Origin of the sequence: Amycolatopsis cihanbeyliensis (assembly GCF_006715045.1) — a bacterium.
GTDB lineage: Bacteria > Actinomycetota > Actinomycetes > Mycobacteriales > Pseudonocardiaceae > Amycolatopsis > Amycolatopsis cihanbeyliensis.
On the sequence record NZ_VFML01000001.1, the window covers coordinates 2,270,810 to 2,282,496 of the forward strand.

Sequence of the window (11,687 nt, forward strand, 5' to 3'; positions counted from 1 at the left end):
GTCAGACTCGACCTCCGTCCATCTCCCAGCGCTGGGTCGCCGTCTCCACGGCCTCCGCCACGCCGACGCGGGGGGCGAGAAGCTCCTCGACACTCGTGACATCGCCCTGGCGTGCTGCCCTCGTCGAGGCCTGTCGGGCCAAGGCGGACGTCGCGTCGGGCGGTATCACGAGCAGGGTCAGGCGTTGCCTGTCCTTGCCGACTACCGTCACGGTGTCCGGGTGCTGCGAACGGAACCCGTCCAGCCGGACGGCGTGCCCTTCGACCGGCAGCCGACGCGCGGCCGGCTTCCAGGCCGCCAGGTTGTAGGTCAGCCGTTCGATCCGGCCCGGCCGGATCTCCAGCACCGCGAACAGTTGGGGCAGCTCGGCCGCGAGGTTGCGGGATCGGGGCCACCATGCGCCGTCGACGTGACCCGTGGTGGGCGCCTTCGGCTTCAGGCGCAATCGCAGTGCGGGCCGTAGTGGGCCGATGATTCTCGGGGGTGCGGTGGCCACCGGGGTGGCGACTGGTGTGTGCGGGCCCGACGTCATGTCGGCGCTCCTCGTCTCCGGCCGGAGTCCGGCCGGGCTTGCCTGCCAGGGACGACACGAACTCGAACGCCGCGTACGAGATGCCCCTGACACCCTTGAGTCTACGCTTCATGGCGCGATGAGGCGCAGCGCGAGTGAACCGGTGGCCAGCAGCAGGAACACGCCCGGGTACACCAGATGCGCGTACCACCGGGCGCGGGCGACGGTGAGCATCGCGCCCGCGAAGTACAGCACGAGCCCGGCCGCGGCCGCGATCCCGAGTGCCGGCACGGCGAAGCCCGCGAGCAGCCCGAGCGCGCCCGCGGCCTTCACCGCACCCAGCGGGTGGATCCAGGACTTCGGCAACCCGTACTTGCGCATGTTTCCGAGAATCCACTCGGTGCGGAGGAAATCGGCGACGGCCGCCGCGAGGGTGCCGGTGGCGGTCACGAGTACCACGACCAGGTAGAGGGTGAACACGGCTCAAGCCTGACCGCGAGCCGGTGAGGCGTCCAATACCAGCTTCTATAACCTCATGGCATGGATGTGGACACCCGGCTGGTCCGCTGCTTCCTCGCGATCGCCGAGGAAGGCAGCCTCACCCGGGCCGCCCAGCGCCTGTTCGTCTCCCAGCCTGCCCTGACCAAGCAGGTCAGACGCCTCGAGACCCGCCTCGGGGTACGCCTGTTCACCCGGTCCAGGGAAGGGATGTCGCTCACCGCGGCGGGACGGGCGCTGGCGGAGCGGGCACCCGCGTTGCTGGCCACCTGCGACCGGACACTGCGGGAAACCAAGAGCGCGGCGAGCCGGGCGGCCAGGGTGCTGCGGATCGGGTTCCTCGCCAGCGCCGCCAACGAGGCGACGCAGGACATCATCACCGCGTTCGGCAGGCTCCGGCCGGGATGGCGGGTGGAGATGCGGCAGGCGACCTGGTCGGATCCCTCCGCCGGGCTGGCCGACGGTGAGGTTGACGCCGCGCTGCTGCGGCTGCCCTTCCCCGGCCAGGACGCGCTGCGGGTGGAGGTGCTGCTCACCGAGCCACGGTGGGTAGCGCTGCCCGCGGGCCACCCGCTCGCGGCGCGGGCGGAGGTCCCGTTCCACGAGCTGAGGGACGAACCGTTCGTCGCCGCCCCTGCCGAGACGGGTGCCTGGCGGGACTACTGGCTGGCCACCGCGGAACGGGCAGGCCACCCTCCCCGGATCGGCGCGACCACCGACCAGCCCGACGACTGGCTGCAGGCCATCGCCAACGGCTACGGCGTCGCGCTGGCCCCGGAGTCCGCGGCACGGTTCTACTCCCGACCCGGCGTCAGCTACCGGCCGGTCACCGGGGTCAGTCCCAGCCAGGTCGGCATCGCCTGGGCGCCCGCCGACGCCAACCCGGTCGTCGAGGACTTCGTGCGCTGCTGCCGGGAGCAGGCGCAGTCACGCTGACACGCCCGGCACCACCCGGTTGCGCCCGGCGTGTTTCGCCTGGTAAAGCGCGCCGTCGGCGACGGCGATCAGCGCGTCGAGCGTGGAGCCGGTGGTGGGACGGGTGGCCGTTCCCACCGAGACGGAAAGCCCCGTGATGATCGTCGGCTGCGCATCGGTCCCCACCTCGACCGCGAGCTGGCTGACCGCATGCCGGATGCGTTCGGCGACGATGGCGACGTCGCCCGGCTCGATGTCCGGGAGCGCGACGACGAACTCCTCACCCCCGTACCGGCCGACCGCGTCGTTGTGGTCACGCACGCTGCGGGTGATCGTGGCGGCGGTCGCCTTCAGGACGGCGTCGCCCGCCGGATGGCCGTAGGTGTCGTTGACCTGTTTGAAGTAGTCGAGGTCGATCATCAGCAGGCCGAGCCCGGTGTGCGCGCGTTCGGTATGCGCCAGCGCGGCCTCGGCACGGGTGCGCCAGCCGGCGGGATTGAACACGCCGGTCTTCTCGTCCCGGGTCGCCGCGGCCTCGAGCTGGCTGACCAGCACGACGCGGTGCATCAGCAGCACCAGGGGCAGGGCGACCACGATCAGGCCGGGCAGGGTCGCCAGCACCACCCCGTTGAACACGCCGACGCACAGGGTGGCGAGGTCGAGGCCGTTGTCGGCCCAGCCACCGAAGAGCTCGCGCGGGGTACGCCCGATGGTGTTCCGCGCGGGCAGGATCACCACGGCGTTGACGACGAACTGCATCACCATCGCCCCGAGCACGGCGGCGACGCCCTGCCAGCCCACGGCGATGGCCGTCGGCATATCGTGTACGCCGGTGACCAGCAGGACTCCGGCGGCCGCGTAGCAGGACAGGATGACGCAGCAGGCGTTGTTCGTGGTCCGGAACGGCGGCACCCGATGCAGCCGGTACCAGCTACGCAGCCCCAGGTGCAGGTAGAGCACCGCGGTCAGGGCCGCGGCAAGGGCAGGCGGCACGATGAGCACGGCGGCGAAGGTCCAGGTGGAGCTCATCGTGACGTGCGGGCCGCCGGACAGCCGCCTGCGCACCCGCTCCACCTGGCGCCCGAGCTCGGCCTGCAGGATCCCGAGCCCGACCAGCACCGCGAACAGGACCAGATCTCCCCGCGTCGGCGGCCGGGAGCGCAGCAGGAGCACGGTGAGCAACACCACGGCCAGCACGCAGGCCAGGCAATAGCCGATGACCCGAGGGCGCTGCCGCCACAGTGTCCAGGCAGAAGGACGCACGAGCGCCGCGCGAACACGGAGCGTTGTTACCGGGGTTGGGTCTTCGGTCTCCATACTTATCGTGCGCCCTCGCGGACGAGTGTAGCTCTCCGCCCGCGCTGCACCGAGGCCAACCGGCCCGTGGCGAAAGGAGACGGCGATGCGTGACCGTGGCAACTGAACGGAACTACCACTCCAGGCACCTCGAGCAGTCCGGAAGGAGGCGCAGCCATGCGTGACCGCGGCAACTGATCCCGATGTCCATCCCCATCGATCGCGGAAAGCGAGGCCCGCCATGCGCGACCGTGGCAACTGAACATCATCCCGCCCCCTCCGCGGCCGGGGTCACGCCCGGTCGAGTACGAACGCGGCCCCATGCCATCGCGATGGGTACCGCCACCACGATCCCGGCGGCACCGGCCACCGCGATGGTGTGGGCCGGGCCGATCAGCTCGGCAAGGCCGCCGGCCGCCGCGGCGCCGAGACCTTGCACGGTGACCAGGCCGGTGGAGTTCAGCCCCGACCCCTGCGCGCGCTGCGCGTCGGGCAACCTGCGCATGAACTGCACCACGCCCTGGATGTTGTAGCCGGTTGCCAGCAGGCCGGAAAGGCCGAACAGCACCATCGAGGGCACCAGCCCCGGATGCAGCAGGCAGAGCACGAGCGGGACACCGGCCGCGATACCGAGCAGCCCGATGACCCGCACCTGCACGCGTTCCGGTATCCACCGGCCGAACAGGAACCCGCCGAGCACGCTGCCGATCGGGTCGGCCGCCATCAGCCAACCGACGGCGGCCGTGCCGAGGCCGAGGCTGGCGGCGTACGGTGCCGCGATGGTCTCCGGCACCACGTAGAAGCCGGCCAGCCAGTTCAGCGCGACCAGGGTGCGCAACCCGGTGTCGCGCCACACCAGGCGTGCCCCGGCGGTGGTCGAGGACAACCAGGAGCGCCAGCCCGCCGCCACCGCCGGGGCGGCCACCGGCGGGTGGTACCGCACGCCGTACCGGACCACCAGCCCCGAGACGGCGAAGGTGGCCGCGTTCACCGCGAGCCCCATGGTCGGATTGATCGCCGCGACCAGCAGCCCGCCACCAGCGAAGCCGGCCACCTGCGCCGACTGCATGGTGACGTTGCGCAGCGCCATGCCGACGGTGTAGCGCTCCCCCTTCAGCACGGTAGGAAGGATCGCCTGCTGCGCGGCCTTGAACGGGCCGCCGAACAGGGTCATCACCGCCACCAGAACGCACAGCACCCACAGCGGAAGGCCCGGTAGCACCATCGCGCCGACGAGCAGCGCGCGCACCAGGTCGGTGAGCACCATGACGTCCCGGCGCGAGCGACGGTCACCCCAGCTGGCCAGCAGCACCCCGCCGAGCACGGTCGGGATGTAGGTCAACGCGTAGGTGAGCCCGGTCAGCGCCGCCGAGTTCGTGCGCTGGAACACCAGCACCGCCAGCGCGACCCGCGCCAGCTGGTCCCCGCACACGGACAGCAACTCGGCGAACCAGAGCGAACGGAACTCCCGTTCCGCCAGCACCGATCCGAACGACACCCGACTCACGCTCAACCCGCCCCTGTCGTGGTACCCCGACGCCCGGGTACCAAGGCCCTCCGCCCCATTCCCTCACCCTAGACGGACTCGAGATTCCCCGGATCAAGAACGGGTACTCCGGTGTGCCGTAAATCCTTCGTGTTTCGGGTGGCCAGCCGGGCATCGTGGTGCCGGCAGATCGCGGCGATCTGCGCGTCGGCCATGCTGGTCGGCCGGCCGCCTGCTCGCGCACCACCGCGATCTGGGCGTAGTAGGCCGCCGCAGCGGCACCGAAGGGCAGAATCCGACCCTCGAAGTCCCCGGCCAGCAGCTTGGCGACCGTGGTCGTCAACGCTGTCCTGCGGTGACCGCTGGGCAGTCGCGCCGCCTCGTGCTGAGGCTCCGCCGCCGTCACCGCTGTGGTGAAGACGTCGTCGACCGGAAACCGGTCGATCCGGCGAACGACATGGTGATCGCGAACGGGCCGCATCAGCTCGGAGACCACGTTCGTGTCCAGGACGATCATTCAGGCAGTTCCGCTGCCCGCGCGCGATCGACCCGCGCGGGCGGCTCGATCGCGAGGTCATCGGAGTCGGCGAACCGCTGCCGAATCCGGGTCCTCGTACCCGGCCCGGACCCGGCGCGGGTCAGGGCCGGGCGGAGGATCTCGCGAACCTCGGCCTCCATCGAACGACCGCGTGCGGCAGCCCGGACACGCAGCCGCGCCTTCAGCTCGTCATCGAAGTCCCGGATCGTCAACGTCGCCACATCCACCTCCACGAACACCGCCGCCAGCAGTGCTGTCAGTGCTAGCGTTCCGAGCGCTCGCCCCGGCTCTCCCGAACTCCCCGAGATCAGCCAGGAGCTGGTCGAGAATCGCCTCCTCGTGCAACGCGATCCCGTGCCGCGCGTGCAGGTCGCGAAGGTGGCGCAGGGTGACTTCGCCGGTATCGGGCCGATCGGAGACCTCGGTGAGACCGAAGTGCCGAGCGTAGGTCGCCGGATCGAATCGCCACAGCCGAGCGGCCGGGGCGGCCGACCGCACCTGCTCCACGACGACGAACCCGGATTCGTCGACATCGGCCCTGGCGAGGATCTCGCACCCAGCGGCGGCCAGGCCGGAGACCAGGTCCAGGGCGGCGATCGAAGGGATGCCATCCGTACAGACCAGTGGCGGGCAGTCCGCACCGAGCTCATCGGCACCGGCCTCGAGTACGGTCGGGTTCTCGCAGACGAACACCGTGGTCCCTGTGGGCGCCGTCCAGCTGCCGGTTATCGAACGCAAGGACACCCACACCGGCTCGCCCGGCGCCACGTCGAACCAACGCACAGCCGCCGCGTCCCCGGCGAGCGGGAGGTTCAGCGCCAGCGCCCGCGAGGACACCCCGTCGCACAGCACCCCGGCCGCGGCCCAGGCCCGTCGCCAGTCCCGCCCAGCACGCATCGGCCGTGGCAGGTCATGGACCAGCGCGATCAGCCGGACCAGCGCGCGGCCAAGTTCCTCCCGGTAGTCGAGGGCATGCGCGTTCGCGAACTCGGCGGCGGCCAGCCCGGCGAGTCGTTGCGGCGGCTGGATCGGGAGACGGCGCAGCACCCGCGCCACTCGTTCGGCGAGGTCGAGCAGCTCACCGGTTCCCCCACGCGGGAGACCGGCCTCGGTCAACCAGGTCCGCGTCAGCTCGGCCTCGATCCCCACCGTGCCCATCAGCTCGACCACGGCCGCCACTTCCCTCGTCGCCGCCGCTTCCCGCTCGGCGCGCAGCGCGCGCTGGTCGACCAGCTCCTCGCCATCCAGTGCCTCGACGAAACCCCGTACGGTCAGCCCGTGTTCCGCCAGCGCCGAGCCGAGGTCCTGTAGCCGTACCGGGCCACCGGCCACGTCCCACGGGGTGCCGAGCAACCGCGCAACCTCCGCGCGCTGGGCCGCGGTCAGCGGTTCCCGCAGCACCCCGCGCTCGGTGGCGTGGCCACGGCGAGCACGGCGCCGGACGGCCTCCAGCACGATCGCCGGTCCTTCCCTACCCGCCCAGGCAACGAGACCCCGCGGCAGCTCAGCCATCCTCGTCCCCGAAGTCGCCGAACAAGCCCTCCGCGGGTAGCTCGTCCCGGCCCGTGACCACCCCCAGGCGGTCCGCGTCGACGGCGCTGAGCTCGCCGCCGCACCAGAGGTAGGGCAGCACGTCGACGCCGGGAAGGTGCTCGTGCCGGTACAGGTCGTACACCGCGACGGCGGGCACCGTGGCGTACTTGCACCATTCGTCGTGCGCGGTGAGCATGACGTCCAGCTCGAAGTCCACGGTCAAACCCATGAAGGACGCCTTGACCGCCGCGTCCACCCCGGTCATCGCCTCGTCAAGGAACACCCAGCGCGGCGCGTGCGCACCGGCCGCGTCGTAGGCGACCACCGCCGCCGCGAACAGTGGCTGGGAGAGCAGGACGACCTTCTCCCCACCGGACTTGGCGGCGTGCTTGGCCGCGTCGAAGGTGGACCAGGGGCTGCCCGACCCGGTCCGGCGTTGCAGCGAAAGCCGCAGCCAGCAGCGATAGTCCAGGGCACGGGCGAGTTCGTCCTTCCAGTCGGCCGCGCCGCCCGCCGCCGCGTCGCCCCTGGCTTCGTCGATCTTGCGAGCCAGGAAGGAACGCACCATGTCCTGGCGTTCCGGGGACAGCTCGTCGTAGCCCCTGCCGAGCGCGGTCACCACGGCGCTGGCGTCGGGGTCCGCGGGGTCGGCCTCCCACTGCACCCGCACCACGTTCCCGTGCCGGGTCGGGTGCCGGGCCAGCTGGTCGTTGATCCGCGCGAAGGTGCGCGTGGTGTAGTCCAGCCGGTCCTTGAGATGTTCGATGAAGGTCGACCCGAGCAGCGTGGTGAGCACCCGCTGCTGCTCGGCGTCGTAGCCTTCCCGCTGGTCCCGGACCCGCTCGGCCAGCGCGTCCGCGGCCAGGTGCGGCGCCTGCCACCCGGCGGCCGGATCGGCGAGGATCACGAGTTGCTGGATGCCGCCGGTGTCCTCCTCGTCCAGCACCCGCACGTCCCGGTTGGGCAGCAGCTGCTGGCGCAGCTCCTGCATCTGCCCGTAGCAGCGGCGCCACGCCTTGTCCTCGTCGGCGGCTTCCGCGCGCACGGACAGCGTCCGCCGCGCGGTGGCGGCCAGCTCCCTGGCTGGCTGCACGCCCCGCCGCTCCGGTAACGGCAGCTCCAACGGTTCGGCCAGCCCGGTGTCGACGGCCGCCCACAGCGCGGCCATCGCCGTGTCCCTGGCCTGCTCGGCCTCGCCACGACGCTGCTCATGCCCTTCCAGGACGGTCGCCGCCTTGGCGACCTCGACCTTGGCTTCGGTGAGCCCGGTGTTCAGGTCATCGATCTGCCGATCCAGCTGACCGATCTCGGCATCCAGCTCGTCCCTGCGGTGCAGCTGCGCCTGGCTGTCGGTGTCGAGTGCCGACTCGGCGGTCCGCAGCCGGACCGTGGCCGTGCCCAAATCGTCCTCGGCCTGCGACAGCTGCCCGAGGACGGCATCGCGGATCGCTTCGCACTCGGCAAGGCGGCGTTCGGCTTCCGCGGCCGAGTCCTCGCGGGCGGCCAGCAGGTCCAACCTGCCCCGGAGGGTGGTGAGCCGGCTCCCGAACTCCCGCAGGGCAACCGCTTGCTCATCGAGAGCGTGCAGGCCGAACCGGTGGGTCCCGGCGTACTCGGCGAACCGTGCCCAGTCCTCGTCCCGCCGGGTCAGGTTCGCGTCGTGCTCTCGCTGAAGCCGGTCCAACTCGCGGGCACAGGACAGCCGATGGCGGGCGCGTTCGGCCAGGGTCACCGCGAACGAGTTCAGCTCGCGCTCGCTCTCGGTGGGAAGGGCACGTTGCTCGGCATCCAGCGTTTCCAGCGCACTCGCCACCTGGCCCAGCTCGGTGGCCAGCACCTCCAGTTGCTCGTCCAGTTCGGACAGCTCGGCGGTGAGCCGGGCGATCTCCCGCTGCCGTGCCGCCTCCCGTGCCGCCGCGCCCACGTAGGACGCGGGCCCCGCCGGTTCGGCCATCCCGCTCAGTCCGCCGATCCGCCAGCCGCCGTCGCCCGCGAGCCAGTCTCCCGCCGCCCCGTCCGGCCGGGTATCGAACCAGCCGAAGCCCCGCAGCACCCGGCGCACGACCTCGTGACTCACGCCGCCCGCCGTGTCGGGTTCCAGTACGGCCAGCAGGTTCCGCGCCGCCGGGGACGGGGACACGACCGGCTGCACATCGGCAACCGGCTTACCATCCACAGTGGACAATGTGCCGTCCGGTGCCAGCCAGGCATCGAGCAGCCCGGATGCGCCCAGCGCCGCCTCCACCGTCGCCAGCCGGTCTTCCCCGACCCCCTCGGCGGGGTTGACCAGCCGCCACAGCGGCGCACCAAGACCGGCGTCCAGCTCGGGGCGTTCCCACCTGCGCCACAGCTCGGGCGCGAATGGGGCGGTCTCGGGACGTTCCCGGACCGCGGCCAGCGCCGTGTCGACCTCGTCCCGTCGCTGGAGCAGCGGTGCCTGGCGAAGCCTGAGTTCCTCCCGCTGCCGAACCAGCCCCTCGCGCGCCGCGCCGGTATGGACGCGCAGCTGCTCGACCACTGACGGCCCAGGGCGCGCGGCCCCCTCGGCCTCGTCGATCATGGTCAGGTCGGCGACCAGGTCACACCAGCGCTCCACCTCGGCGGGCTCGCAGCGGGCCACGGTGACGGCCTCGGCCCAGTCCCGGATCTGCTGGCACAGCAGCTCGACCTGCCACTCGACCTTGCCGCTCGCCTCGGCCTCGGCTTGCCTGGCGCCGGCATGTGCCCGATCGGCCTGGTCGACCGCCTGCGCGGAACCTTCGGCCACCCGCGCCGCCCCGTCGTATGCCGTACGCAGCTCGCGCAGGTGACCGAACCTCTCCTCGCGGTTCCCGTGTTCCGCGCCCAGCGCGTCCAGGTCCCGCTGCGGCAGGTACCGGGTGACCGACTCGCCGAGCCCGGCCGCGTCGGCGACTCCGGCCAGGCCGTCCCCGACCGTCCGCACCTCTTCCCCGACCCTCGCGACCTCGTTCGCAGCTTGCGCCGCGACCCGTTGCGCTCGTTCGACGGCGGCTTCCTCCTCGCTACGGCGCCGCCACATCTCCTTGACCTTGGCATCGGCATGGCCGACCTCGGTGCGCAACGACTCGACCCGCGACGCGGCCCTGATCGCGTCCTCGTAGGCCTTCGAGTCCAGCAGCTCGCGCAGCTCGGCGTCGCCTGCCTCCTGGGCCGTGCAGGGTCGCCGTGCCGGGACTGTCCGGCACCGGGGTCAGCCGCACCCGCCACCTGCCGTCCGCGGTCACCGCCGTCCGGCTGCCCCCGTCCCCGCGCTGCCTTGCGATGCCGAACAGTTCGAATACCAGGTCGAGTTCCGGGTCGGAAAGGGGTTCCCATTCGGACAGCCGGGTTCCGGAGCGCGCCCGCAGCGAGGCCTCGGCGTCCCGGCGTGCCGCGATCGCCTCCGCCCTGGCGCGGCGGGCCGCGGCCCGCCCGGCCGAGTAGTCGACTGCCTGGGCCCGCCGCCCGACCGCCGCCTTCACGCCTTGCTCCCGGTACCGCGCGGTGACCGGGGCGGCGGGGGCGTCCGCCCAAGTCCGGGTGTGGTCGTCCGCCGCGTCGGAGGCCAGCAGCAGGTGCCGCGCGGGGAAGACGCCCACGGCGGTGTCCCACATCCGCCAGGCGGCCTCGTCGTCCTGCGCCCGCTCGATGGCTTGCGCCAGCCGCAGCAGCTCGGCACGGCGGGTGACCACGCCGCCGGTGTCCATCAGGATGTGCATGTTGCGCGCCCAGGGCGCCACCAGGTCGCGCAGCTGCCGGCGCAGCCGCCGGGCCTGCGCGTCCGCGCCGGAGAACCACGCGGACAGCGCGGTCCAGGTGCGCGACCAGCGCGCGGCCTGGCCGTGCACCAGGTCGTCCGTGGTGTCCTCGCCCTGCGCGGACCGCACGCAGGCCCGCCACACCGGCTCGGTGAGCACCTCCGCCAACTCGCCGATGAGCGTGGCGATCCGGGGAGTGTGCACGTCCACCTGCTCGCCCCAGAGCGCGATGTAGGACTTGAGCGTGCGCCACAGCACGTCCTGCTTCTCCGGATCGGGACCGCCGGATAGGGCGTGCGCCAGGCTGCGCTGCCAGGTGCGGGCCGCGGCCGCCATGCCCTGGTGCAGGCTGATGATCTGCTGGTACTCCCCGGCCGCGTCCCGGTAGCGATGCTCGCGCACCGCACGGGCGAAGGTCTCCAGCCGGTCCCGGATGGCCTGCGGGGCCAGGGTCAGGTCGGCAGCCGCGTCCTCGTCGGCATCCTGCTCCTGGGTCCAGAACGTGTGCAGCCGCGCGGCCTGCGGGGTGAGCTGGTACCGGTCGCGGCGGCGCAGGAAGTCCTCACCCGTGCGCGCGGGGTCCTGCCATCGGGTGAGTACACCCCACTTGACCAGCCGGTCCAGCCGGGCATCCAGCCCGAACCGGTCCTCGCCGGTCAGTTCGTCGGCCAGCTCGGCCGGCAGTCGCTCGGCAAGGTAGGTACGAACCCTGGCCAGCACGTCGTCGAAGGAGACTCCGGTGAGGCTGGTGTCCTGCGCTTCCAGCAGGACCTCGACGATCGCCCGGTACTGCGCGGCGAACCGGGAGACCAGGTACGCCGGAACGAGGTCCTGACCGGGCAGGTGCGCGGCCCACAGGTCGGACTGGCTGTGCTCCGGTAACTCCTCGTCCTCGGTCACCAGGCCCAGGGTAGTCGGGCCGGTGTCACCCGATCCGGTGGCGCAACGCCGACCACGCCCGCGGCCCGGCGACCAGCACCCCACCGGCCGCCCCGAGCTTCGAGTCCCGGATCACCCGGCCACCCCCCGGCAGCGCCGCGAGTTCCACACACTCGTTGCCGCCGCCGGATCCGGTGCTGTAACTGGACTTCCGCCACCGCAACGCCGCGAGCGAGCCACCCATGCCTTCGTTCATCGCCGCATCTCACCGTT

General features: G+C 72.1%; 10 protein-coding genes and 1 pseudogene. 1 reads left to right on the forward strand and 10 read right to left on the reverse strand.

What is annotated here, in order from left to right; translation table 11 throughout:
• Nucleotide 1 precedes the first annotated feature (1 nt).
• Nucleotides 2-532, reverse strand: a complete 531-nt coding sequence (locus tag FB471_RS09930; protein WP_246076329.1) for a DUF5994 family protein — start codon at nucleotides 530-532, stop codon at nucleotides 2-4.
• A gap of 108 nt (nucleotides 533-640) precedes the next feature.
• Nucleotides 641-991: a DoxX family protein gene (locus FB471_RS09935; protein ID WP_141997135.1), complete on the reverse strand. Its 351-nt coding sequence runs from the start codon at nucleotides 989-991 to the stop codon at nucleotides 641-643.
• 60 nt (nucleotides 992-1,051) lie between these two features.
• Between FB471_RS09935 and FB471_RS09940 the strand changes: the two genes are divergently transcribed.
• Entirely contained in the window at nucleotides 1,052-1,945 is an 894-nt protein-coding gene (locus tag FB471_RS09940; RefSeq protein ID WP_141997138.1) for a LysR family transcriptional regulator, read from the forward strand.
• On the opposite strand, the gene FB471_RS09945 is transcribed toward FB471_RS09940, so the two are convergent.
• The 8 genes and pseudogenes from FB471_RS09945 to FB471_RS09980 form a co-directional block, all read right to left on the reverse strand.
• Nucleotides 1,937-3,187, reverse strand: a complete 1,251-nt coding sequence (locus FB471_RS09945; protein ID WP_141997140.1) for a GGDEF domain-containing protein — start codon at nucleotides 3,185-3,187, stop codon at nucleotides 1,937-1,939. The two genes, FB471_RS09940 and FB471_RS09945, sit on opposite strands and share 9 nt — an antisense overlap.
• A gap of 298 nt (nucleotides 3,188-3,485) precedes the next feature.
• Nucleotides 3,486-4,718, reverse strand: coding sequence for an MFS transporter (locus tag FB471_RS09950; protein WP_425457048.1), 1,233 nt, complete (start codon nucleotides 4,716-4,718; stop codon nucleotides 3,486-3,488).
• Between the two features lie 295 nt (nucleotides 4,719-5,013).
• Nucleotides 5,014-5,223: pseudogene (locus FB471_RS35675) on the reverse strand (PIN domain-containing protein); the annotation flags it as partial.
• A complete protein-coding gene (locus tag FB471_RS09960; protein ID WP_141997144.1) occupies nucleotides 5,220-5,465 on the reverse strand; it encodes a FitA-like ribbon-helix-helix domain-containing protein in 246 nt (81 codons plus the stop codon). The pseudogene FB471_RS35675 and the gene FB471_RS09960, both read right to left, overlap by 4 nt.
• Nucleotides 5,434-6,756 carry a DUF2399 domain-containing protein gene (locus FB471_RS09965; RefSeq protein ID WP_141997146.1) on the reverse strand — a complete coding sequence of 441 codons (1,323 nt, stop codon included), beginning with the start codon at nucleotides 6,754-6,756 and terminating at the stop codon, nucleotides 5,434-5,436. The genes FB471_RS09960 and FB471_RS09965 overlap by 32 nt, the downstream gene beginning before the upstream one ends.
• Nucleotides 6,749-9,859, reverse strand: a complete 3,111-nt coding sequence (locus FB471_RS09970) for an SbcC/MukB-like Walker B domain-containing protein (RefSeq protein WP_141997148.1) — start codon at nucleotides 9,857-9,859, stop codon at nucleotides 6,749-6,751. The genes FB471_RS09965 and FB471_RS09970 overlap by 8 nt, the downstream gene beginning before the upstream one ends.
• A complete protein-coding gene (locus FB471_RS09975) occupies nucleotides 9,801-11,435 on the reverse strand; it encodes a DUF2397 domain-containing protein (protein WP_141997150.1) in 1,635 nt (544 codons plus the stop codon). The genes FB471_RS09970 and FB471_RS09975 overlap by 59 nt, the downstream gene beginning before the upstream one ends.
• 25 nt (nucleotides 11,436-11,460) lie before the next feature.
• Nucleotides 11,461-11,670, reverse strand: a complete 210-nt coding sequence (locus FB471_RS09980) for a DUF397 domain-containing protein (protein WP_246076330.1) — start codon at nucleotides 11,668-11,670, stop codon at nucleotides 11,461-11,463.
• Nucleotides 11,671-11,687 lie beyond the last annotated feature (17 nt).

What these genes read in the sequence shown, in the direction of transcription:
- FB471_RS09930 (WP_246076329.1), bottom strand. Translation starts at nt 532, where the DNA reads ATGACGTCGGGCCCGCACACACCAGTCGCCACCCCGGTGGCCACCGCA.
- FB471_RS09940 (WP_141997138.1), top strand. Translation starts at nt 1,052, where the DNA reads ATGGATGTGGACACCCGGCTGGTCCGCTGCTTCCTCGCGATCGCCGAG.
- FB471_RS09965 (WP_141997146.1), bottom strand. Translation starts at nt 6,756, where the DNA reads ATGGCTGAGCTGCCGCGGGGTCTCGTTGCCTGGGCGGGTAGGGAAGGA.
- FB471_RS09980 (WP_246076330.1), bottom strand. Translation starts at nt 11,670, where the DNA reads ATGAACGAAGGCATGGGTGGCTCGCTCGCGGCGTTGCGGTGGCGGAAG.